The sequence below is a fragment of the Kocuria sp. HSID16901 genome (assembly GCF_003989425.1).
In the GTDB taxonomy this organism is placed as follows: domain Bacteria; phylum Actinomycetota; class Actinomycetes; order Actinomycetales; family Micrococcaceae; genus Rothia; species Rothia massiliensis.
In genome coordinates, this window is the sequence record NZ_RBLM01000001.1 from 309,148 (window position 1) to 331,293 (window position 22,146).

28 protein-coding genes are annotated in these 22,146 nt (G+C 60.2%); 26 read left to right on the plus strand and 2 right to left on the minus strand.

Annotated features, from left to right (window positions below; translation table 11 throughout):
* Positions 1 to 73: 73 nt before the first annotated feature.
* The 24 genes from rplN (at position 74) to glmM (ending at position 17,058) form a co-directional block, all read left to right on the plus strand.
* Positions 74 to 445 carry a 50S ribosomal protein L14 gene (gene rplN / locus D8M21_RS01480; protein WP_048682733.1) on the plus strand — a complete coding sequence of 124 codons (372 nt, stop codon included), beginning with the start codon at positions 74 to 76 and terminating at the stop codon, positions 443 to 445.
* 3 nt (positions 446 to 448) lie between these two features.
* Complete coding sequence (gene rplX / locus D8M21_RS01485; RefSeq protein WP_048682729.1) at positions 449 to 784, plus strand: 50S ribosomal protein L24; 336 nt, start codon at positions 449 to 451, stop codon at positions 782 to 784.
* Complete coding sequence (gene rplE, locus D8M21_RS01490; protein ID WP_030015016.1) at positions 784 to 1,344, plus strand: 50S ribosomal protein L5; 561 nt, start codon at positions 784 to 786, stop codon at positions 1,342 to 1,344. The genes rplX and rplE overlap by 1 nt, the downstream gene beginning before the upstream one ends.
* 70 nt (positions 1,345 to 1,414) lie before the next feature.
* A complete protein-coding gene (rpsH, locus tag D8M21_RS01495; protein WP_048682726.1) occupies positions 1,415 to 1,813 on the plus strand; it encodes a 30S ribosomal protein S8 in 399 nt (132 codons plus the stop codon).
* 27 nt (positions 1,814 to 1,840) lie between these two features.
* Positions 1,841 to 2,377, plus strand: coding sequence for a 50S ribosomal protein L6 (gene rplF, locus D8M21_RS01500; RefSeq protein ID WP_048682722.1), 537 nt, complete (start codon positions 1,841 to 1,843; stop codon positions 2,375 to 2,377).
* 2 nt (positions 2,378 to 2,379) lie between these two features.
* Positions 2,380 to 2,742 carry a 50S ribosomal protein L18 gene (gene rplR, locus D8M21_RS01505; protein ID WP_048682719.1) on the plus strand — a complete coding sequence of 121 codons (363 nt, stop codon included), beginning with the start codon at positions 2,380 to 2,382 and terminating at the stop codon, positions 2,740 to 2,742.
* Positions 2,739 to 3,449: a 30S ribosomal protein S5 gene (gene rpsE, locus D8M21_RS01510; RefSeq protein WP_030015011.1), complete on the plus strand. Its 711-nt coding sequence runs from the start codon at positions 2,739 to 2,741 to the stop codon at positions 3,447 to 3,449. The genes rplR and rpsE overlap by 4 nt, the downstream gene beginning before the upstream one ends.
* Positions 3,449 to 3,658 carry a 50S ribosomal protein L30 gene (gene rpmD, locus D8M21_RS01515; RefSeq protein ID WP_048682716.1) on the plus strand — a complete coding sequence of 70 codons (210 nt, stop codon included), beginning with the start codon at positions 3,449 to 3,451 and terminating at the stop codon, positions 3,656 to 3,658. Before rpsE ends, rpmD begins: the two co-directional genes overlap by 1 nt.
* Positions 3,659 to 3,660: 2 nt before the next feature.
* Positions 3,661 to 4,131, plus strand: a complete 471-nt coding sequence (gene rplO / locus D8M21_RS01520) for a 50S ribosomal protein L15 (RefSeq protein WP_048682715.1) — start codon at positions 3,661 to 3,663, stop codon at positions 4,129 to 4,131.
* Between the two features lie 235 nt (positions 4,132 to 4,366).
* A complete protein-coding gene (gene secY / locus D8M21_RS01525) occupies positions 4,367 to 5,677 on the plus strand; it encodes a preprotein translocase subunit SecY (protein ID WP_126855594.1) in 1,311 nt (436 codons plus the stop codon).
* Positions 5,674 to 6,237, plus strand: a complete 564-nt coding sequence (locus tag D8M21_RS01530; RefSeq protein ID WP_048682708.1) for an adenylate kinase — start codon at positions 5,674 to 5,676, stop codon at positions 6,235 to 6,237. The genes secY and D8M21_RS01530 overlap by 4 nt, the downstream gene beginning before the upstream one ends.
* Positions 6,238 to 6,360: 123 nt before the next feature.
* Positions 6,361 to 7,188 carry a type I methionyl aminopeptidase gene (map, locus tag D8M21_RS01535; protein ID WP_048682706.1) on the plus strand — a complete coding sequence of 276 codons (828 nt, stop codon included), beginning with the start codon at positions 6,361 to 6,363 and terminating at the stop codon, positions 7,186 to 7,188.
* 31 nt (positions 7,189 to 7,219) lie between these two features.
* The gene (gene rlmN, locus D8M21_RS01540) at positions 7,220 to 8,395 is read left to right on the plus strand and encodes a 23S rRNA (adenine(2503)-C(2))-methyltransferase RlmN (protein WP_048682703.1); all 1,176 of its coding nucleotides are present in this window, start codon (positions 7,220 to 7,222) and stop codon (positions 8,393 to 8,395) included.
* Positions 8,396 to 8,631: 236 nt separating this feature from the next.
* Entirely contained in the window at positions 8,632 to 8,853 is a 222-nt protein-coding gene (infA, locus tag D8M21_RS01545; protein WP_030015001.1) for a translation initiation factor IF-1, read from the plus strand.
* A 133-nt stretch (positions 8,854 to 8,986) separates the two neighbouring features.
* Positions 8,987 to 9,100 carry a 50S ribosomal protein L36 gene (gene rpmJ, locus D8M21_RS01550; RefSeq protein ID WP_030014999.1) on the plus strand — a complete coding sequence of 38 codons (114 nt, stop codon included), beginning with the start codon at positions 8,987 to 8,989 and terminating at the stop codon, positions 9,098 to 9,100.
* A 154-nt stretch (positions 9,101 to 9,254) separates the two neighbouring features.
* Positions 9,255 to 9,623, plus strand: a complete 369-nt coding sequence (gene rpsM, locus D8M21_RS01555) for a 30S ribosomal protein S13 (RefSeq protein ID WP_048682695.1) — start codon at positions 9,255 to 9,257, stop codon at positions 9,621 to 9,623.
* 28 nt (positions 9,624 to 9,651) lie between these two features.
* Positions 9,652 to 10,056 (plus strand): 30S ribosomal protein S11, encoded by a 405-nt coding sequence (gene rpsK, locus D8M21_RS01560; protein ID WP_048682694.1) that lies wholly within the window; start codon positions 9,652 to 9,654, stop codon positions 10,054 to 10,056.
* A 173-nt stretch (positions 10,057 to 10,229) separates the two neighbouring features.
* The gene (locus D8M21_RS01565; RefSeq protein ID WP_048682691.1) at positions 10,230 to 11,237 is read left to right on the plus strand and encodes a DNA-directed RNA polymerase subunit alpha; all 1,008 of its coding nucleotides are present in this window, start codon (positions 10,230 to 10,232) and stop codon (positions 11,235 to 11,237) included.
* 96 nt (positions 11,238 to 11,333) lie between these two features.
* On the plus strand, positions 11,334 to 12,041 hold the full coding sequence (gene rplQ / locus D8M21_RS01570) for a 50S ribosomal protein L17, sunset domain variant (RefSeq protein WP_048682688.1): 708 nt from the start codon (positions 11,334 to 11,336) through the stop codon (positions 12,039 to 12,041).
* A gap of 107 nt (positions 12,042 to 12,148) precedes the next feature.
* The gene (locus D8M21_RS01575; RefSeq protein ID WP_082156853.1) at positions 12,149 to 13,168 is read left to right on the plus strand and encodes a tRNA pseudouridine synthase A; all 1,020 of its coding nucleotides are present in this window, start codon (positions 12,149 to 12,151) and stop codon (positions 13,166 to 13,168) included.
* A gap of 288 nt (positions 13,169 to 13,456) precedes the next feature.
* Positions 13,457 to 13,900: a 50S ribosomal protein L13 gene (gene rplM, locus D8M21_RS01580; protein ID WP_048682686.1), complete on the plus strand. Its 444-nt coding sequence runs from the start codon at positions 13,457 to 13,459 to the stop codon at positions 13,898 to 13,900.
* Between the two features lie 32 nt (positions 13,901 to 13,932).
* Entirely contained in the window at positions 13,933 to 14,436 is a 504-nt protein-coding gene (gene rpsI, locus D8M21_RS01585) for a 30S ribosomal protein S9 (protein WP_048682683.1), read from the plus strand.
* A 253-nt stretch (positions 14,437 to 14,689) separates the two neighbouring features.
* Positions 14,690 to 15,679: a polyphosphate kinase 2 gene (gene ppk2, locus D8M21_RS01590; RefSeq protein ID WP_082156855.1), complete on the plus strand. Its 990-nt coding sequence runs from the start codon at positions 14,690 to 14,692 to the stop codon at positions 15,677 to 15,679.
* 20 nt (positions 15,680 to 15,699) lie between these two features.
* Positions 15,700 to 17,058 carry a phosphoglucosamine mutase gene (glmM, locus tag D8M21_RS01595; RefSeq protein ID WP_048682681.1) on the plus strand — a complete coding sequence of 453 codons (1,359 nt, stop codon included), beginning with the start codon at positions 15,700 to 15,702 and terminating at the stop codon, positions 17,056 to 17,058.
* Positions 17,059 to 17,127: 69 nt separating this feature from the next.
* Here glmM and mscL read toward each other — a convergent pair whose 3' ends face one another.
* Both mscL and coaA read right to left on the minus strand, forming a co-directional pair.
* Positions 17,128 to 17,553, minus strand: coding sequence for a large conductance mechanosensitive channel protein MscL (gene mscL, locus D8M21_RS01600; RefSeq protein WP_048682677.1), 426 nt, complete (start codon positions 17,551 to 17,553; stop codon positions 17,128 to 17,130).
* A 127-nt stretch (positions 17,554 to 17,680) separates the two neighbouring features.
* Positions 17,681 to 18,637 (minus strand): type I pantothenate kinase, encoded by a 957-nt coding sequence (gene coaA / locus D8M21_RS01605; RefSeq protein WP_082156854.1) that lies wholly within the window; start codon positions 18,635 to 18,637, stop codon positions 17,681 to 17,683.
* A gap of 248 nt (positions 18,638 to 18,885) precedes the next feature.
* On the opposite strand from coaA, the gene D8M21_RS01610 reads away from it, so the two are divergent.
* A complete protein-coding gene (locus D8M21_RS01610; protein WP_048682673.1) occupies positions 18,886 to 20,958 on the plus strand; it encodes a PTS mannitol transporter subunit IICBA in 2,073 nt (690 codons plus the stop codon).
* A complete protein-coding gene (locus D8M21_RS01615) occupies positions 20,955 to 22,100 on the plus strand; it encodes a mannitol-1-phosphate 5-dehydrogenase (RefSeq protein WP_048682671.1) in 1,146 nt (381 codons plus the stop codon). Before D8M21_RS01610 ends, D8M21_RS01615 begins: the two co-directional genes overlap by 4 nt.
* Positions 22,101 to 22,146: the final 46 nt, after the last annotated feature.

Here is a 22,146-nt window from a genome sequence, read left to right on the forward strand (position 1 = left end):
GCAAGGCCCACGGCGAGCGAGTAGGCATGACCTACCGGCGGCGTGAGAACCGGTGAGACGACAGGAGTAACTAGTGATTCAGCAGGAGTCACGGCTGAAGGTTGCCGACAACACGGGTGCCAAGGAAATCCTTGCCATTCGCATTCTCGGTGGATCTGGCCGTCGCTACGCAGGTATTGGCGACATCATCGTCGCCACCGTCAAGGACGCAATTCCTGGCGGAAACGTCAAGAAGGGTGACGTCGTCAAGGCCGTCATCGTTCGCACCAAGAAGGAGACCCGTCGCTCGGACGGCTCTTACATCAAGTTCAACGAGAACTCAGCAGTGATCCTCAAGAACACCGACGGCGAGCCCCGCGGTACCCGTATCTTCGGGCCGGTTGGGCGCGAGCTCCGCGATAAGAAGTTCATGAAGATCATTTCGCTTGCTCCGGAGGTGCTCTAACTTATGGCTAAGATCAAGAGCGGTGACCTGGTACAGGTCATTTCAGGTTCCGATAAGGGCAAGCAGGGCAAGGTCCTGAAGGTATTCCCCGAGACCAACCGCGTTCTCGTCGAGGGCGTCAAGGTTGTCACCAAGCACACCAAGGCCAACCCGAACACCGGTGAGGGTGGCGGCATTCAGAAGGTTGAAGCATCGATCCACGTTTCCAACGTTGCGATCGTTGATCCCGAGACCAAGAAGCCTAGCCGCGTTGGCCACCGCGAAGAGACCGTTGAGCGAGACGGACGCACCCGCACCGTTCGCGTGCGCGTGTCCAAGAGCTCGGGTAAGGACCTCTAATGACCGAAACCAAGATCACCCCCCGCCTCAAGACCAAGTTCAAGGACGAGGTTGTTCCGGCACTGCAGAGCGAGTTCTCCTACGGGAACCCGATGCAGTCCCCGAAGCTCGTCAAGGTCGTCGTCAACATGGGTGTTGGAGACGCCGCGCGCGATTCCAAGCTCATCGATTCGGCCGTCAAGGATCTGACCCTCATCACGGGTCAGAAGCCCCAGGTCACCCGCGCCAAGAAGTCGATCGCGCAGTTCAAGCTGCGTGAAGGTCAGCCCATTGGCTGCCACACGACCCTGCGTGGAGACCGCATGTGGGAATTCCTGGACCGCCTGATTTCTCTGGCATTGCCCCGCATCCGCGACTTCCGCGGCTTGTCGGATCGCCAGTTTGACGGCAACGGGAACTACACGTTCGGTCTGACCGAACAGTCGATGTTCCACGAAATCGATCAGGACGCGATCGACCGCGTGCGTGGCATGGACATCACCGTGGTCACGACCGCCAAGACCGACGACGAGGGTCGCGCGCTGCTTCGCCAGCTCGGCTTCCCGTTCAAGACCAACTAACTGCTACGTTTCAGGTCCGCCCCCGGCTTCCGGGGATCGGAAACCGTGACGAGGAAGGGCTAGTGCCCACATGACCATGACAGATCCTGTCGCAGACATGCTGACGCGTCTGCGCAACGCAAATTCGGCACATCACGATTCTGTGTCCATGCCGTACTCCAAGCTCAAAGGCCGGATCGCTGACATCCTCAAGGCCGAGGGCTACATCAAGGATTGGCACGAGGAAGAGGCTCAGGTCGGTAAGACTCTGACTCTCGAGCTCAAGTTCGGTCCGAACCGCGAGAATTCCATTGCTGGTGTTCGCCGCATTTCCAAGCCGGGCCTGCGCGTTTACGCGAAGTCCACCAACCTGCCTCAGGTTCTCGGTGGACTCGGCATCGCCATCCTGTCCACCTCTTCGGGACTGCTTACCGACAAGCAGGCTTCCAAGAAGGGCGTGGGCGGCGAAGTCCTCGCCTACGTCTGGTAGTCGGTCACAAGAGAAAGGAAGAGAAGAATGTCACGTATTGGACGTCTCCCCATCTCGGTGCCGGCTGGTGTTGAGGTAAAGATCGACGGCTCCCTCGTGAGCGTGAAGGGTCCCAAGGGAGAGCTCTCCCAAGAGATCGCTTCGCCGATCACCGTCACTCTCGACGGCGACACCCTCACCGTCAATCGTCCCGACGATGAACGCGAGTCCCGCTCGCTCCATGGCTTGAGTCGCACGCTGATCAACAACATGATCATCGGCGTTTCTCAGGGCTACAACAAGAAGCTCGAGATCGTTGGTACCGGTTACCGCGTTCTGGCAAAGGGCTCGGACCTCGAGTTCGCGCTGGGCTACAGCCACCCTGTGTCTGTGAAGGCTCCCGAAGGAATCACCTTCACGGTTGAGGGCAACAACAAGCTCACCGTCTCGGGTATTCACAAGCAGCAGGTCGGCCAGGTGGCCGCCAACATCCGCAGCCTCCGCGCTCCCGATCCCTATAAGGGCAAGGGTGTTCGCTACGAGGGCGAGCAGATCCGCCGCAAGGTCGGAAAGGCTGGTAAGTAAACATGGCTAACAAGACGAAGTTCGCTGCTCGCAAGCGCCGCCACGCGCGCGTTCGCAAGCACGTCTCCGGTACCGCGGCGCGTCCCCGTCTCTCGGTGTTCCGTTCGACCAAGCACATGTTCGTGCAGGTCATCGACGACGCCCAGGGCAACACGCTGGCCTCGGCTTCCACGCTGGAAGCCGAGTTGCGTTCCGCAACCGATATGGACAAGACCGCAAAGGCCAAGCGCGTCGGTGAATTGATCGCCGAACGTGCCAAGGCTGCGGGCGTCGAGTCCGTTGTATTCGATCGTGGCGGCAACAAGTACCACGGCCGCGTGGCCGCTGTTGCTGAAGGCGCCCGGGAAGGTGGGCTGGCACTGTGAGCGAGCAGACTGCAAACGAAAAGGAAAATCAGGTGGCAGAGAACAACGCTGCAACTGAGAACTCCGAGACCGAGAACTCCTCGAAGCGCGACGACCGTCGCGGCGGCAACCGCGGTGAACGCGGCGGCCGTGGTCGCAATGACCGCAACGATCGCGGAGGCCGCGGTGGACGTGGCGGCCGCGATGAGGAGAAGGACAAGTACATCGAGAAGGTTGTCACCATCAACCGCGTCTCGAAGGTCGTCAAGGGCGGCCGTCGCTTCAGCTTCACCGCTCTCGTCGTCGTAGGCGACGGTAACGGTTTGGTCGGCGTCGGCTACGGAAAGGCCAAGGAAGTTCCCTCGGCTATTTCCAAGGGTGTCGAGGAAGCAAAGAAGAACTTCTTCCGCGTGCCCCGCGTCGAGGACCGCACGATCCCGCACCGTGTGCAGGGTGAAGCGGCCGCAGGTGTCGTTATGCTCCGTCCCGCTACCGCTGGTACCGGTGTTATCGCCGGTGGTCCGGTGCGTGCGGTACTCGAGTGTGCGGGTATCCACGACGTGCTGTCCAAGTCCCTCGGTTCCTCGAACCAGATCAATATCGTGCACGCGGCCATTGAGGCCCTGCGTATGCTCGAAGAGCCCGTTGCCGTTGCGGCCCGCCGTGGTCTGCCGAACGACGAGGTTATCCCGAGCTACCTGCTGCGCGATGAAAAGGCAGGTGCGTAATGACCGGAAAGCGTATTCAGCCCAGCGATTCCAAGCTGGAGATCACGCAGTTGAAGTCCTACGTTGGCCAGAAGCAGAACATGCGCGACACCCTGCGCTCACTGGGACTCAAGCGTCCGGGCAACAAGGTTGTTCGCACCGCCGATCCGGTGACCTGCGGTATGGTCAACACCGTCGCTCACCTCGTGAAGGTTGAGGAGGTCAAGTAAAAATGGCAGATACGAACGAAGAACGCCAGGCCATCAAGCTCCACGACCTGCGTCCCGCTCAGGGATCCCATAAGGCTAAGACCCGCGTGGGTCGCGGTGAGGGATCGAAGGGTAAGACCGCAGGCCGAGGAACCAAGGGCACCAAGGCTCGTTACCAGGTCAAGGCAGGCTTCGAAGGTGGGCAGCTTCCGCTGCACATGCGCCTTCCGAAGCTCCGTGGCTTCAAGAACCCGTTCCGTGTTGAGTACCAGGTGGTTAACCTGGAGCGCATCTCGGAGCTGTTCCCCGAAGGTGGCGACGTCACCGTCGAGAACCTCGTGGCCAAGGGTGCGGTTCGCAAGAACCAGCCGGTCAAGGTTCTCGGTCAGGGTGAATTGACCGTCCAGGTCAACGTCACGGCCGATAAATTCTCCGCCTCCGCGGCGGAGAAGATTGAGGCTGCCGGCGGCACCGTGACCGTCACCGGCAAGTAGAATCGAAGTTGAGCTAGTGCTCAGCGACTTTTCATAGCAACAAGGTCCCTTCCCGAACACAGGGGAGGGACCTTGTCGCGTCGGTTGGCCTTTCGGAACATTCCGCGGACTGGCTCACAGAATCGGGTGCCAGGCGCGTAATGCCGTTAGACTGACCAAGGACTAGTGGGGTCATCCCGTCTCGATGCGAGTCGGTTGTTGATTTCCATAGGAATAAATTTTTACAGGAGGCCAAGTGCTCGGCGCTTTCGGACGGGCGTTCAAGACCCCCGATCTACGACGCAAGCTGCTGTTTACCCTCGCGGTCATCGTGATCTACCGTGCCGGAACCTTCATTCCGGCGCCGGGTGTCGACTACGGGAACGTGCAGCAGTGCATCGCCATGGGCGGTACCACCGGTGGTATCTACGACATGGTTAACCTCTTTAGCGGTGGAGCGCTCCTCCAGCTCTCGATTTTCGCCTTGGGCGTCATGCCGTACATTACGGCGTCGATCATTGTTCAACTTCTGCGCGTGGTCATCCCCAGGTTCCAGGAGCTCCATGAGGAGGGTGGCCAAGGCCAGCAGAAGCTGACGCAGTACACGCGATACTTGACGATCGGCCTGGCGCTGTTGAACGCAACCACCATCATTTCACTGGCACGTTCCGGCGCTTTGCTGGGGAATTGCCCGTTGCCCGTGATCCCTGACGACTCGATTTTGATGATCATCCTCATCATCGTGACGCTGACGGCGGGAACCGGCATCATCATGTGGCTCGGCGAGCAGATCACTGAACGCGGCGTCGGCAACGGTATGTCGTTGCTGATTTTCACGTCGATTGCGGCCTCGTTCCCCACAGCCCTCGGACAGATCTTCAAGGCCCAAGGTTGGGGCGTCTTTGCGGCAATCCTTGCCATCGGACTCGTCGTGATCATTGCCGTGGTTTACGTGGAACAGTCGCAGCGACGAATCCCTGTTCAGTACGCCAAGCGCATGGTGGGACGTCGCACGATCGGAGGCACCACCACGTACATCCCGTTGAAGGTCAACATGGCCGGCGTGATCCCCGTGATCTTCTCGTCCTCCCTCCTGATGCTGCCCGGACTCCTCGCACAGTTCTCGACGCCGAAGGATGGCACGCCGCCGCCGGAGTGGGTCAACTGGATTAACGCGAACCTCGTCAAGGGCGATCATCCGATCTACATGATCGCGTACTTCCTGCTCATCGTGGCCTTTGCGTACTTCTACGTGTCGATCACGTTCAACCCGCAGGAAGTCTCCGACAACATGAAGAAGTACGGCGGATTTATTCCCGGCATTCGTGCAGGACGTCCCACAGAGCGGTACCTTGCTTACGTGCTCAACCGCATTACGTTGCCCGGTTCGTTGTATCTGGGAATCGTGGCGCTCATTCCGTTGATCGCGTTGGTCATGTTCAACGCCAATCAGAATTTCCCGTTTGGCGGTACCTCGTTGCTGATCGTGGTCGGCGTCGGATTGGATACGATCAAGCAGATCGACGCGCAGTTGCAACAACGACACTATGAAGGACTCCTACGATGAATCGATTGCTCATTATTGGCCCTCCCGGGGCCGGTAAAGGTACTCAGGCCTCCAAGATCTCAGAGGAGCTGTTCATCCCGGCGATTTCCACGGGGGACATCTTCCGCTCAAATATCAAAGAGCAGACGGATCTTGGTCGGGAAGCGAAGCAGTACATCGATGCGGGCAACCTGGTGCCTGACTCGGTTACCAACCGCATGGTTCGGGATCGCCTGGCGCAGTCGGATGCCGCCAACGGATTCCTTCTGGACGGTTACCCCCGAAACGTGGCGCAGGTGGAGGAGCTCGACGTCATCCTCACTGACCTCGGCCAGAAGATTGACGGCGTCCTCTTGCTGACCGCCGACAACGAGGAGCTCGTCCAGCGGCTGTTGGGTCGCGCGGCCGAACAGGGCCGTAGCGACGACACCGAGGACGTGATTCGCCACCGTCTCGATGTCTACGCATCCGAAACGGAGCCGATCGTCGATGTCTATGAGGCCCGGGGCATCGTGACCCGCGTTGACGGCCTCGGCACGATCGATGAGGTCACCGAGCGCCTTCTGTCGGCTGTTCGGTAGTTTTCGTCGCGTTCCCTGAGAATGCTTTTTGGCGGGCCCCCGACCACCATGTCGGGGGCCCCTGCTTTTCCCGGGCGGCACACGGTCCGCCCAACTCAACCCCTGGCTACAAGGAAGTGCGGAATGTTCGGCCGACGAAAGATCGAGTACAAAACGAACGATCAACTCCGGAAGATGGTGCGTGCAGGTGTGGTCACCTCTCGCGCACTGGACGCCGCGGTGTCAGCCACGGCGGTAGGAGCCAGCACCCTAGACATCGACCGGGCCTTCCGTGAAGTCTTGGAGAGCCACGGTGCGAGTTCCAACTTCTTGGGGTATTACGGCTACCCAGCAACCGTGTGCGCCTCGCCTAACGACGTCGTCGTGCACGGAATCCCTAACGACGAGCCGCTGGCCGATGGGGACATCATCTCGATTGACGGGGGAGCGATCGTCGACGGGTGGCACGGTGATTCCGCCCGGACCGTTTTGGTCGGAAACGCTTCGCGGGAGGACCGAGATCTCTCCGAAATGACTCGTGCGGCCATGTGGCGCGGTATCGCTGTAGCGGCTCGTGCCGAGCGGGTAGGGGAGATCGGCAACGCCATTGAGGTGTTTGTTCGGCAAGAGTCGGGCGGGACCTACGGCATTATTGAAGATTTCGTAGGTCACGGCATTGGAACCCAAATGCACATGGCGCCTGACGTCTTGAACTACCGAGCCCGCGACCTGGGTCCCAAACTCAAGCCGGGAATGGCCCTGGCCATCGAACCGATGCTTGTGACAGGATCAACGGAGACCGTGACCCTCGACGACGACTGGACCGTCAAGACCGTGGATGGCTCTCACGCCAGCCAATGGGAACACTCGGTCGCTTTTCATCGGGACGGGATCTGGGTGCTGACCGCAGAAGACGGCGGCGCTTCGGAACTTGGACCGCTCGGGGTTACCGTCGCCCCCATTCCCGACTGACCACACGCACACAGGAAGTAGGGGCCTCATCATGTCCTCAGAGACGTCGACGCCGGTCGAAATCACGACGCGGCCGGAACCTGGAAAGATTCTCCTCAAAGCACCACGCCGCGGGAAGCCTCCGCGCCACATCGCGGATTTCGACCTGAAGGGGCGCAAGGAGTTCCTCAAAGAACTCGGCTATGAACCGTTCCGAGCCACGCAGCTTTCCAAGCACTACTTCGAAAGGCTCGTGACCGATCCCGAGGAGATGACCGATCTCCCGGCGGCCTCCCGTGCCGACATGGTTGCTGAAGCCATGCCCACCCTACTGACCACCGTCAATACCTTAGAAGCCGATGGTGGCGACACCCTAAAGATGGTGCACCGTCTCTTCGATGGCGCGCTCGTCGAATCCGTGATCATGCGGTACTCGAACCGTGTCACCATGTGTATCTCTTCCCAAGCCGGTTGCGGCATGAACTGCCCCTTCTGCGCGACGGGCCAGGCCGGACTGACTCGCAACCTGTCCACCGCCGAAATCGTGGAGCAGGTTGTGGCGGGCGCCCGCATGGTCAAGAACATGAAGGGCTTGGAAGGTGCCGAGGACGGTCCCGAGGAAACGAAACCGTTGAGGATTTCCAACATCGTGTTCATGGGCATGGGAGAGGCCCTCGCGAATTACAAGTCATCGTTGGGCGCTGTTCACCGACTCATCGATGCGCCTTCGGAGGGGATGGGCATTTCGGCTCGCGGCATTACGATGTCGACCGTCGGACTCGTTCCGGGCATGTATAAGTTCACCCAAGAGAACCTTCCGGTGACTCTGGCATTGTCTTTGCACGCGCCTGATGACGAATTGCGTGATGAGCTCATCCCGATCAATAACCGGTGGAAGGTCGACGAGGCCCTGGACGCTGCGTATGACTACTACCGCCAGACCGGGCGGCGCGTTTCCATCGAATACGCGCTCATCCGCGACATCAATGACCAAGGGTGGCGGGCGGACCTTCTCGGCAAGAAACTTGCCCAGCGTGGCCGGGGTTGGGTGCACGTTAACCCGATTCCGTTGAACCCAACTCCCGGTTCAAAATGGACGGCGTCGCGACCGGGTGTCGAACAGAACTTCGTGGAGAGACTGCGCGCGCATGGCATTCCCACCACGGTTCGAGACACCCGTGGCTCCGATATTGACGGCGCCTGTGGTCAGCTGGCTGCCGCAAGTTAGCAGGGATGACGTTTCGCCTTCCTGCCTGCGTGTTGAGGAGCGAACCCGGACACTACCACGGCGACTAACGTCACAGGGGGCAGTTCCGGAATTCTGGGTTAACTTACAGCGGGGTATGGCGTACACTTGACTGTTGGTTGTGTCTGCCGTCCGTGTGTTTTAGTGCGCGGACGAGCGGAAAGAATCAAAAGCATGCCTCGCGCGCACCGTGCGTGGCACCGACGTTAGCGGAGGATATGGCCAAGAAAGACGGCGTAATCGAGATTGAAGGCGCAGTGGTGGAAGCCCTGCCCAACGCTATGTTCCGTGTGGAGCTGGACAATGGCCACAAGGTTCTTGCACACATCTCCGGAAAGATGCGTCAGCACTACATCCGCATCCTCCCTGAGGATCGGGTTGTTGTTGAACTCTCTCCGTACGATCTGTCGCGTGGTCGCATCGTCTACCGCTACAAGTAGATCTCATGTCGCCGCCTCGCGCGGCGTGTGAAGGGCGCTACCCGAATGGGTGGTGCCTGTCTGCGTGAAAGGGAACTGGATTAACACCCGGGACCCGGAACAACTACAAGTTGCAACAACGCAAAGGAATGCGATGAAGGTTCAGCCGAGCGTGAAGCCGATCTGCGATAGCTGCAAAGTGATCCGCCGCCACGGCGTGGTCATGGTTATCTGCAGTAACCCGCGCCACAAGCAGCGTCAGGGCTAATAGCCCGTTCGACGCACGCCGGCTTTGGTCGGCACATCACACAAGGTACCGCTCCCCATCAGTGGGACACCTCCGGATACAGAGGCCGGAGACCGGGGAAACCCGGGAAGCGATGCCACAAACCTCTGGATCAACTACAAGGAGAACCGCCACTATGGCTCGTCTCGCAGGAGTAGATCTTCCCCGCGAAAAGCGCGTGGAAATTGCTCTCACGTACATCTATGGCGTGGGTAAGACCCGTGCCGACGAAGCCTTGGCAGCGACCGGCGTCAGCCCGGACATTCGCGTCAAGGACCTTTCCGACGCCCAGCTCGTGCAGCTGCGCGACTACATCGAAGGCAACTTCAAGGTTGAGGGTGACCTCCGCCGCGAGGTGGCCGCCGATATCCGCCGCAAGGTTGAAATCGGTAGCTACCAGGGACTTCGCCACCGCCGCGGTCTTCCCGTTCACGGCCAGCGCACCAAGACCAACGCTCGCACCCGCAAGGGCCCGAAGCGCACGGTCGCCGGTAAGAAGAAGTAAGCACCCTTTCGCGTAGGAGAAGTATTCAATGCCCCCAAAGACACGTGCTGCGGCCGCTCGTAAGCCCCGCCGCAAGGACAAAAAGAACATTGCCGCCGGTCAGGCGCATATCAAGTCGACGTTTAACAACACCATCGTTTCGATCACTGACCCCTCGGGTGCTGTGATCTCCTGGTCTTCCGCCGGTGAGATGGGCTTCAAGGGTTCGCGTAAGTCGACCCCTTACGCCGCTCAGATGGCTGCGGAGACCGCCGCCAAGCGTGCTCAGGAGCACGGCGTGCGCAAGGTCGACGTGTTCGTCAAGGGTCCGGGTTCCGGTCGCGAGACCGCCATCCGTTCCCTTCAGGCCACTGGCCTCGAGGTTGGCTCCATTTCGGACGTCACCCCGAGCGCGCACAACGGTTGCCGCCCCCCGAAGCGTCGCCGCGTCTAATAGAGGCGTTGCCGTTCACCAGGCTGGTGTCTCCCGAGTGGGAACCGCAAGCCTGGGGGTTTGTGGCCAACGACCACAAACTATCCGGGTGCCGCAACCGCGGCCCCTTCATCCCTTGTTTTCCCCAACCTGTGTTGCGTCATATAGCGGATGCTCGCTGAAAGGAAACATCAGTGCTCATTGCACAGCGCCCCTCCCTGAGTGAAGAAGTCGTCGAGAATCACCGCTCGCGCTTCACGATCTCGCCTCTCGAACCCGGATTCGGCTACACGCTGGGTAACTCCCTGCGTCGCACGCTTTTGTCCTCCATCCCCGGTGCAGCCGTGACCAGTATCCGTATCGACGGTGTACTGCACGAGTTCTCCACCGTGGACGGTGTGAAGGAAGATGTCACCGAGATCATCCTGAACATCAAGCAGCTCTCGGTCTCTTCGGAGAACGACGAGCCGGTCATCGCCTACCTGCGCAAGCAGGGCCCGGGCGAGTTGACCGCGGCGGACATTGAGGTTCCCGCCGGTGTGGAGATCCATAACCCGGAGCTGCACATCGCGACCCTCAACGCCAAGGGATCCTTCAACGCCGAGCTGACCATCGAGCGTGGACGCGGTTACGTGTCTGCCTCGCAGAATAAGGTCGGTGCCGGTGAATCGGAGATCGGCCGGATTCCGGTTGACTCCATCTATTCGCCGGTTCTCAAGGTGACCTTCCGCGTCGCGGCAACCCGTGTGGAGCAGCGTACCGACTTCGACAGCCTCGTGCTCGACGTCGAGACCAAGGAAGCCATCGCCCCGCGCGATGCCGTGGCCTCCGCCGGTAGCACCCTGGTTGAGCTCTTCGGTTTGGCCCGTGAGCTCAATACTGAAGCTGAAGGCATTGAGGTTGGACCGTCGCCCGCCGACGAGTCGATGGCCGCTGATATGGCGTTGCCCATCGAGGACCTCGACATGTCCGTGCGTTCGTACAACTGCCTCAAGCGCGAGGGCATCCACACCGTGGGTGAGCTCGTGACTCGTTCCGAAGCCGATTTGATGGACATCCGAAACTTCGGTGCCAAGTCCATCGACGAGGTCAAGGACAAGCTGGCTGAGTTGGGGATGTCGCTCAAGGATTCGCCCGCCGGATTCGACCTTGCGGCACGCGCCGCTGAGGACGAAGAGAGCGAAGAGGAAGAGTCGTTCTAACGTCGGACGGCAACGAGCCGACCACAATTCACACCACAATCTTTGGTCCCCGCGAGATCCTAAAGCGGGAACCGTGACCACTGGAGAAACAGTCATATGCCTACTCCCACCAAGGGGCCGCGCCTCGGCGGTAGCCCCTCGCACCAGCGCCTGATTCTGGCGAACATGTCCCAGCAGCTCTTCGAGCACAAGCGCATCACCACCACGGTGACCAAGGCCAAGCGTCTCCGCCCGGTTGCCGAGCGTCTCATCACGTTCGCCAAGCGTGGAGACCTCGCCGCTCGCCGTCGCGTGATGCGTAGCCTCACGGACAAGTCCGTGGTGCACGAGCTGTTCACCACCATCGCCCCGGCCATGGCCGAGCGTCCCGGTGGATACACCCGCATTACCAAGATCGGTTACCGTTCGGGCGACAACGCCCCGATGGCCGTTATCGAGCTCGTCATGGAGCCGGTCGCGTCCAAGTCGGTTGTCAACGAGGCGACTCAGGCCGCTAACGCCGCCGCCGCTTCGAACCAGGCAACTGAGGCACCCGTCGTCGAAGAGCCCGCCGCTGAAGAGCCCGCCGCTGCGGAAGTTCCCGCTTCGGATCTCCCCGCCGGTTCGCACGCTCCGTTGGAGTCCGGCGAGGCTCCCGAGGGCTTCCAGATCAAGGGCAACCGCGATTCGATGAAGTACCACGTTCCCGGTTCGCGCTGGTATGAAAACACCCGCGCCGAGATCTGGTTCGACACCGCGGACTCCGCCATCGCGGCCGGTTACGCACCGGCCGGCGGCGCCGCCGCTCAGAAGGTCTCCGAGTAAGAGGTCGTTCCCGAGTAGCGTTACCACTCAAGCCCCGTTCACCATTGTGGTGAGCGGGGCTTGAGTATTCTGTAGGGGCTGTGGGTCGAGTGGAGCAAGGAGAAGCAATGACGACGGACGGTCGACGAGAGCCGGGGCGCTCAGGGCAGGCGGAATCGGGCCATCCCCTGGGCGCTGTGGTTGAGAGCATCTCGGCGCAGGACGCCGAGGAGCGAGTCCGTGTCAGACTCGATTTCGGCTACGACGGCGGCCCCTTTTCGGGCTGGGCGAAGCAGCCTGGCCTTGTGACGGTGGAAGGCTGTCTGGAGGAGGCCCTCAGCCTCGTCCTACGGCGTCCGATCAAGTTGACGGTAGCCGGACGCACGGATGCCGGAGTTCACGCCGACCATCAAGTGGTCCATGTCGATGTGCCTGAGGACGTCTGGCGGAATCTCCCAGGGCGTCGAGGGCCGAATGGGCCCGGTACGGATGACCCGTCGTCGTCCCTGGTGAGGAAGGTGAATGGGGCGCTCACCCGGATTCTTTCTCGCGCTTTTCCGCCGTTGCGCCCGGGCGCACCGTCCTACGCCGTGGGTGCCATTTTGGTCTGGAAGGCCCAAAGAGTCGACGTCGGCTTCGATGCGCGCTTCTCGGCACTGTCCCGATCGTACGTGTATCGAATTGCGGATGGTCTGGACCATCAATCGCCGCTGAACCGGACCACGTCGTACTGGGCCAAGTCTCGACTGAGCCTTGAGACCCTCAACGCAGCAGGGGAGCGATTGGTGGGCCTCCACGATTTCCTGTCCTTCTGCAAGCCCCGTGAGGGTGCGACGACGGTACGTGACGTCCGTTCGGTGACTTTCGACAGAACGTCCACCGGCCTGATCGAGGCCCGGATCAGCGCGGATGCGTTCTGTCACAACATGGTTCGAGCGATGGTGGGCTCTTGCGTGCTGGTTGCAGAGGGGAAGAGAGACATGGCGTGGCTGGAGTCGCGCCTGGAGGACCCCATCAGGGACTCCTCGGTTCGTCTTGCGCCGCCGGAGGGGCTGGTCCTCGAAAGTGTGCGGTACCCGGAAGACCCGCTGCAATGGGCCGAAAGGGCGCGGCAAACCCGAGCCAAACGGTCTGAAGGCCCCGTTTAAAGCCACGGCAGCTCCGAAGATGTGGGGCATCTCGCGCCGCGGATTCCCACAGCTGTGGATTAAGGCTGGCTACTTGGGTATAGTTACTAGCTGTTGTGCGTGTCCCACCTCGGTTCATGCGCCCGGATCATTCGCCCAGTTGCAGGGCCTATGGATGATGAGGGCGGCGAGACTTCGGGACGGAACGGATGTTGTCTGGCCCTCACCCAGACCCCTTCGAGCGCACCTGACCTGGCGCGAAACCCAACTAGCGCCAATGAAGTAATTCCGACACGAAGGCAAATTAACGTGCGTACGTACACTCCGAAGCCCGGCGACATCGATCGCCAGTGGCATGTCATCGACGCCACCGACGTTGTCCTGGGTCGTCTTGCCAGCCAGACCGCAACACTGCTGCGCGGCAAGCACAAGCCGACCTTTGCTCCTAACGTGGACACCGGTGACTTCGTCATCATCATCAATGCAGAGAAGGTTGCCTTGACCGGCGCCAAGCTCGAGAAGAAGCGGGCCTACCGTCACACCGGTTACCCGGGTGGCCTTCGTTCCGTGTCCTACATGGAGCTGCTCGACAAGAACCCGACCAAGGCCGTCGAGAAGGCTGTTAAGGGCATGTTGCCCAAGAACAAGCTGGCCGCCGAGCAGATCAAGAAGCTCAAGGTCTACGCGGGTGCCGAGCACCCCCACGCTGCTCAGCAGCCGAAGACCTACGAATTTGACCAGATCGCCCAGTAATCGGGCCTACGAAGAAACTACAAGGAGAAATCGTGGCTCAGAATACTGAAGACCAGATCAACCCCGAGGGCGAGGAGATGACCTCTTACACCTCCGAGTCCACCGAGACCGTTTCGGCTGCCGCTCCCGTTGAGCGTCCGGCCCTCACCGTTTCCGGCGCAGCTGTGGGACGTCGCAAGCAGGCCATCGCCCGCGTCCGCGTGGTTCCCGGTTCCGGTAAGTGGAGCGTCAACGGCCGCGAGCTGGATGTCTACTTCCCGAATAAGCTGCACCAGCAGGAAGTCAACGATCCGTTCAAGCTCCTCGAGCTTGAGGGTTCCTACGACGTCATCGCCCGCGTGCACGGTGGTGGCCCTTCCGGCCAGGCCGGCGCCATGCGTCTCGGCGTTGCCCGTGCGCTGAACGAGATCGATCTCGAGAACAACCGTCCGGCTCTTAAGAAGGCAGGCTTCTTGACTCGTGATGCTCGCGTCATCGAGCGCAAGAAGGCCGGTCTCAAGAAGGCCCGCAAGGCTTCGCAGTTCTCCAAGCGTTAATTCGCCCGGTTCTGCCCGAACCCCTCTACGCATCACGCGTGGAGGGGTTCGTCGTTTAAGCGAGGGCTCTTCGGGATAAAATGAGGAGGTTGATGCCGATGAGAAGGAGTTTGCGGTGTCTGCCCACAATGATCACACCGGAGTGCAAGAATCCGATCGGACCGCTGAGGCCACGGAGCCTCGAGAGCCGAAAAACGGACAGCCCAAGCAAGGTAAGCGCCCCTCGGAACGGAGCCGTCAGGCCGCACGAGTCATGGTCGGAAAAACGAAGCCCGGACAGGAGGAAACTCCTGCGGTCGACCACGCGTTGAAGAAGGAAGCCCGTCGACGGTCCGTCACGGAGGACTACGCGGCCGAGCTCGATGAGATCGCATCGCTCACGCATCGATTGCATCAGGAACACTCTGCCTCGGATGTGTGGAGCATCGATTATCCCTACGACGAAAAGCTCAAGCGCAAGGAATATGAACGCACCAAGCGTTCTTTGCAGATCGAGCTTCTCAAGTTGCAACTGTGGGTTAAAGAATCCGGCCAAAAGATCTTGTTGATTTTCGAAGGCCGGGACGCCGCAGGCAAGGGCGGATCGATCAAGAGGTTCATGGAGCACCTGAATCCGCGCGGTTCCCGCGTCGTCGCGCTCGAAAAGCCGACCGAAATCGAACAGACCCAGTGGTACTTTCAGCGATATATTCAGCACCTTCCGTCCGGGGGAGAGATCGTGTTGATGGACCGTTCCTGGTACAACCGCGCCGGTGTGGAACGCGTCATGGGGTACTGCACGCCGCATCAGTATTACGAATTCATGCGTCAGGCCCCTGAGCTGGAGAGAATGCTCGTTAACTCCGGAATTCACCTCATCAAGTTTTGGTTCTCCGTGACTCGGGCCGAGCAGATCGCCCGATTCGAGGCGCGCCGGACCGATCCCGTGCGTCAGTGGAAACTTTCACCCACAGACCTCGCGTCCCTGGATAAGTGGGATGACTATACCGAGGCCAAAGAAGCCATGTTTTTCTATACCAACACCGGCGACGCACCGTGGACGATTGTGAAGTCCAACGACAAAAAGCGGGCCCGCCTGGAAGCCATGCGCTATGTTTTGTCGCAATTCGATTACCCGAATAAGGATCACGACGTCGTGGGCACGCCCGACAAATTGATTGTGGGTCCGGCGACGGAGGTTTTCGAGGAAGAACAACACAACCCAGAAGGGTTTCCGGTAGTCAAGTCCGATATCGACCAGTGAAGTGCGTAGAATGACCAACGATGTCTAGATTATTTGGAACCGACGGCGTACGAGCCCGCGCAAACAGCGACAAGATGAGCGCCCTGTCCTCCTTGGAGTTGGCACAGGCGGCTGCTCAGGTCTTGGGATTTGATCAAGTCGCTGAGGGAACTCGGCCCAAAGCTGTGATTGCTCATGATTCTCGAGTAAGTGGTGAATTCATTGGCGCCGCCATTATGGCTGGCCTCGCGTCATCCGGCGTCGACGTTTACGACGCCGGTATGCTTCCGACCCCGGCCGCGGCGTACTTGATTGCGGATCTCGATGCCGATTTCGGGGTGATGGTTTCCGCCTCACACAACCCGTTTTACGACAATGGGATTAAGTTCCTCGCTCGTGGAGGCAAAAAGCTGCCCGACGAGATCGAGGATCGCATCGAAAAGGTGTATCACGCCAAGGAATTCCGCTATCCCGACGGGGGAGAAGTAGGCCGGATTTCCCGCTTTGCGGATGCCGAAGACCGTTACGTGACGCACCTGCTCTCGACGTTGCCAGGGCGGATGGCTCTCGAAGGCCTGACGATTGTTCTGGACTGCGCCAACGGTGCCGCCTCCGGGTGTTCTCCGGACGCCTTCCACATCGCGGGTGCCAAGGTCCATGTGGTGGCCGCCGAGCCGAGCGGAACCAACATCAACGACGGCGTCGGTTCGACTCATTTGAGTGGGCTTCAGGCGAAGGTCAAAGAGCTGGGGGCCGACCTCGGCATCGCACACGACGGCGACGCGGATCGTTGCCTCGCGGTGGACGAACGCGGAGAGGTTGTCGATGGTGACACCATCATGTCGATCCTCGCCATTGCACGCCGCGATGCCGGGAAGCTCAAGGACAACACCCTGGTCACCACGGTCATGACCAACCTTGGCATGGAGCAGTTCCTCGCTGCGGAGGGCATTTCGATGATCCGCACCAAGGTGGGGGACCGGTACGTGCTCGAGGCGATGAAGGAAAACGGTTACTCCCTGGGTGGCGAACAGTCGGGTCATGTGATCATGAGCGACTATGCGACCACGGGGGACGGCATTCTCACGGGATTGCATTTGGCCGCAGAAATTAATCGAACCGGCCTTGCCCTCTCGTCGCTCGCACACCGGTTCGAGCGGGCGCCTCAAACCATGATCAATGTTCCCGAGGTGGACAAAGTCTCGGCGAACACGAATGCCGTGGTTCAAGCGGAGGTTCAGGCCGTCGAAGCCGAGCTGGGTGCCCAAGGTCGTGTGCTGTTGCGGCCTTCCGGGACGGAGCCATTGGTGCGCGTGATGGTTGAAGGACCTGACCAGCCGACGGTTGATCGGCATGCTGAGCGTTTGGCCAAGGTCGTGGCCCAGGAACTTGCGCTCTAAACCGTAGGCACACGACGAGGGGCCCGCACCAACTGGTGCGGGCCCCTCGTCGTTTAACGTGGCGGGTAGTTACTTCGTGGTGTTTTCGGGGTCGATGTAGGAATCGGCACCGGTGACGTTCTTATTGGCCAGCAGGGCGTCACGAATCTCGGTAAGCAACGCGACCTCGGGCTCGGTCTCGTCTTCCTCTTCCAGACCCAGCTTCTTGGCACGACGCGCATTCATCGCATTGATCGGCATGACAATGCAGAAGTACAGGGCGCCTGCGACCAGCAAGAAGTTCACGACGGCGGTCAGGAAGACGCCGACCTTGACGTCGCCAAAGGCCAGGAATGAATCGAAGTTGGGCGCACGGAACAACATCGAGATGGCCGGCATGATGACGGAATTAACGAGGGCCGTCACGACGGTGCTGAACGCGCCACCGATGATGACACCGACCGCGAGGTCGATGACGTTGCCCCGCATGATGAATTCTTTGAAACCTTTAAGCATATCGACATCCTACACAGATCTATGGAGCAAAAGGAAAGGAAATTTGTCGAGAATGTCGGTTGCTTAGGTGAAGAAAGGGCAGAAAGAGTTCAAAAATTCAATAAATACGGGGTGGTATGGAAAAGGACTAATTCTTTCGAAGCAATACCCGTCGGGTCGAGTGATCGGCGTCCTTGGAGAGGATCAGCTTGGCGCGTCCTCTGGTTGGCCGGACGTTGTGTACGAGGTTGGGTTCGTTAATGCGCCGCCAGATGTCGAGTGCCGTGGTGCGGGCCTCGTCGTCGGAAAGGTCCGCGTACTTGCGGAAATAGGACTCGGGATCCGTGAAGGCTGAGCTCCGAAGTTTAAGGAACCGTTCGACATACCAATTCTCGATGTCGCTCGTGCGGGCATCGACGTAAATCGAGAAATCGAAGAAGTCGCTGAGGGCGAGGGCAGCCGTGTCGTCGGGGCGCAATTGCGCCGGGGCCAGCACGTTGAGGCCCTCGACGATGAGGACATCCGGCCGGGTGACCACCGTTTCGTCGTCTTCGAGAATGTCGTAGGTCATGTGCGAGTACTTGGGTGCGGTGACCACGGGGGAGCCGGACTTAATCTCGGAGACGAATCGCAACAGGGCTCGGCGGTCGTAGGATTCGGGAAATCCTTTGCGCTGCATCAGTCCGCGGGCCTCGAGCTCGGCATTGGGGTAGAGGAATCCGTCGGTCGTGACCAGCTGAACATTCGGAGTGGTGGGCCAGCGGCTCATCAAGGCTCGCAGAAGACGAGCGGTGGTGGACTTTCCGGCGGCCACCGATCCGGCGACGCCGATCACGAAGGGTGTGCGTTGGTGATCCTCGTGCAGGAACCGGTTGGTTTGCTGATTGAGTTCGCCAACGGAGTTGGCATAGAGATTGAGCAGCCGCGAGAGCGGCAAGTAGACCTGGCGGACTTCCTCAACATCGAGGGTCTCGCCAAGCCCGCGGAGCTGTTCGATCTCCTCGGGAGAGAGGGGGACTTCGATCTCATCCGAGAGTCTGGACCACGTTTCCCGGTCCAATGACACGAAAGGTGAGGTGCGAGAGATCGCCGTCAGATGGGTCATTTCTCGAAGTTTACGACCCGGGTACGGGGAATTCGAATTGACGGGGCCCATGAGAAGGAACAACGCACCAAATGTGGTCACAATTAGCTATATGCTGTATCCAAGGTCGGGGGTCCTTCGAGTCATCTCGTGCGCTCCCTACCGTGACGTATCACTGAATTCGATTTCGCCGGTCGCCGCATAGACGCCGACGCTCCGGGATACTTTCCCGGTTCGGAGTAAGTGAGCCCTCTGAGCCTGGAGACACCGTGTCCACTACAGCAGCAACACCCGAAGCGAAGAAGAAGGTTGGGGCGCGCGTCCGCGTCCAAAAATTCGGCACCTTTCTCTCTTCCATGATCATGCCGAATATCGGCGCTTTCATCGCCTGGGGCCTTCTCACGGCCCTCTTCCTGTGGTCCGATGACCCTAAGGGCGGGCATGGACCATTCGCCAACGAATACATCAATGCGGCCATCGGGCCGATGGTGACCTATCTTTTGCCGATTCTTATCGCCTATACCGGCGGTAAATTGATCCACGACGTCCGTGGCGGCGTCGTCGGTGCTGTATCGACGATGGGTGTCATCCTCGCGACATCCTCGCCGGTGTTCATCGGTGACAAGCCGGGCTCGCCCATGTTCCTCGGGGCCATGATTATGGGTCCGCTGGGCGCGTGGGTCGTCAAGAAGTTCGACCGCATCATGGAAGGCCGCATTAAGCCCGGCTTCGAGATGTTGGTCAACAACTTCTCGTCCGGCATCATTGGCGCCGCGTTGGCCATTGCCTCGATGTTCTGGCTGGCACCGATCATGCACTGGCTCATGGAGATTGCCGGGGGTGCCGTCGGCTGGCTGATCGACATGAAGCTTTTGCCGCTCGCTTCGATTCTCATCGAACCGGCGAAGGTGCTGTTCCTCAATAACGCCATTAATCACGGTATTCTCACGCCGCTGGGTACGGATCAGTCCCTCGAGCAGGGAAAATCGATCCTCTTCTTGCTGGAAGCTAACCCCGGGCCGGGCCTGGGAATTCTGCTGGCGTACATGATCTTCGGTCGTGGCACAGCCCGGGCCAGCGCCCCGGCCGCCGCTCTCATCCACGCCCTCGGCGGCATCCACGAGATCTACTTCCCGTACGTTCTCATGAAGCCCCAGCTTCTCGCCGCGACCATTCTGGGCGGAATGTCCGGTGTCTTCGTCGAGCTGATTTTCCACGCCGGTCTGCGTTCGCCAGCGGCGCCGGGTTCGCTCATCTTCCTCTACGTCAATGCGCCGCCGAACGCGATCCTCGGCGTCACGCTCGGATGGCTGACCGCCACGATCGTCTCGCTCCTTGTCGCGTCGATCATCCTCAAGGTGTCCAAGAAAGACGACGGCGACATCGCGAAAGCCACCGCCGACATGGAAAGCATGAAGGGCAAGAAGTCTTCGGTTTCCGGCGCCTTGGTCGGGGATCAGAATTCCACCCGGCCGATTCAGTCGATCGTCTTCGCGTGCGACGCCGGTATGGGATCCTCCGCGATGGGTGCCTCGGTTCTGCGGAACAAGATCAAAGACGCCGGTTTTGGACAGCAGATCACGGTGGTCAATAAGGCCATCAACTCGCTCAATGACGACTACGATTTGCTGGTTTCCCACGAGGACCTCGCCGAACGTGCCGCCGCGCCGACGCCCTCCGCTCAGCACGTGACCGTGGACAACTTCATGAGTTCCCCGCGGTACGACGAAATCGTCGAGCTCATCCGTAGCCAGCATTCAGGTGGTTCGCAAACATCTGATGCCGATTCCGATGGTGCTGCTGCCACGGATGCCACCGCTGGAACCGCAGCGGGCGCCACAGCGGCGGGCGCAACCGCAGCTGGGAATAGCGCTGTCGCCGGGGAGGGTGAGTCAGCCAACTCCTCGGAGCCGGTGATTTTGGACCGGGCTTCCATCGTTCTCGGTGGTCGCGCAACCGATCGTGACGCCGCGATTGACGAAGCCGGTGCGTTGCTGATCGATACCGGCAAGGTGGAGCCCACCTACGTGGATTCGATGCACGAACGCGAAGCCTCGGTATCCACCTTCATGGGTAACGGCTTGGCGATTCCGCACGGAACGAACGAGGCCAAATCCGCCATTCATTCCTCAGCCATGTCCTTCGTTCGGTACGACGACGGCATCGACTGGAACGGCAAGACCGCCCGCTTCGTGATCGGCATCGCCGGCGCGGGTGGGGAGCACTTGGAGCTTCTGCAGAAGATCGCCAAGACCTTCTCCAAAAAAGAGGCGGTGGCCCAGCTCGAGGCGGCCCAGTCGCCCCAAGAGATTCTCGATATTTTCGGAAAGGTGAATTCATGAAGGCTTTGCACTTCGGAGCGGGAAATATTGGTCGCGGATTCGTTGGGGTCCTGCTGCACGAAGCAGGATACGAGCTGGTCTTCGCCGACGTCGCGCAACCATTGATCGACGCTCTGAACTCCGAAGACTCGTATACCGTCCACGAGGTTGGCGAGCAGGCTCGTGACATACAGGTCACCAACTTTTCGGGCGTCAATTCCGCCAGTGATCCGGATGCCCTGACGGAACAGATTCGAACTGCGGATATCGTCACCACCGCCGTGGGGCCGACTGTCCTCAAGATCATCGCGCCCGCCATCGCGCGCGGTCTCAAAGCTCGTGCGGAATCTGGCGCAGGCAAGGTCGCCGTGATGGCGTGTGAAAACGCCATTAACGCCACGGATGGGTTGGCCGAAGCGATCCGCGAGTCGTACCCGGAGGCAGACGACGTCGCAATCTTCGCGAACACGGCCGTGGACCGAATCGTCCCCAATCAGCCGGCAGGTCAGGGCCTCGACGTCACCGTGGAGACCTACCACGAATGGGCTGTGGACTCGACGCCGTTCGAAGGCTCTGCTCCCGAGGTCCCCGGCATCACGTGGGTGGATGACCTCGCTCCGTACATCACGCGTAAGCTGTTTACGGTCAATACGGGCCACGCCGCCACCGCCTACTTTGGTAGCCGTGCGGGGATTCAGAAGATCTCCGACGCACTCTCAGACTCGGCCGTGCGCGCTCAGGTTGAAGCGGTACTCGCCGAAACCAAGGCCTTGCTTGTCGACAAGTTTGGTTTTGCCCCGGATGTGCAGCAGGCCTACATCGAGAAGATCCTGACACGATTCACGAACCCGCATTTGCCGGACACCGTGGACCGAGTGGGTCGTGCACCGTTGCGAAAGATTTCGCGTCATGAACGATTCGTCGGGCCGGCAGCAGAACTGGCCGAGCACGGACATCGGACTGAGGCTCTGGTCTCGGCCATCGGTGCTGCGCTGGAGTTCGACGTCGCCGAGGACGCGGAATCCGTGCAGTTGCAAGCCAAACTGGCGGAGGCTCGGGGCAACCGAGCAGCCACCGACGGCCTGGTGACTGAATGGACCGGCATCGACTCGACGCATCCGCTGTTTGCTCAGCTTTCGGAGGCCTTCGCCCACGCATCGTGACGCGCGTTGGTTCTTGCGGCCCCCTTTCCACCGTGGATAGGGGGCC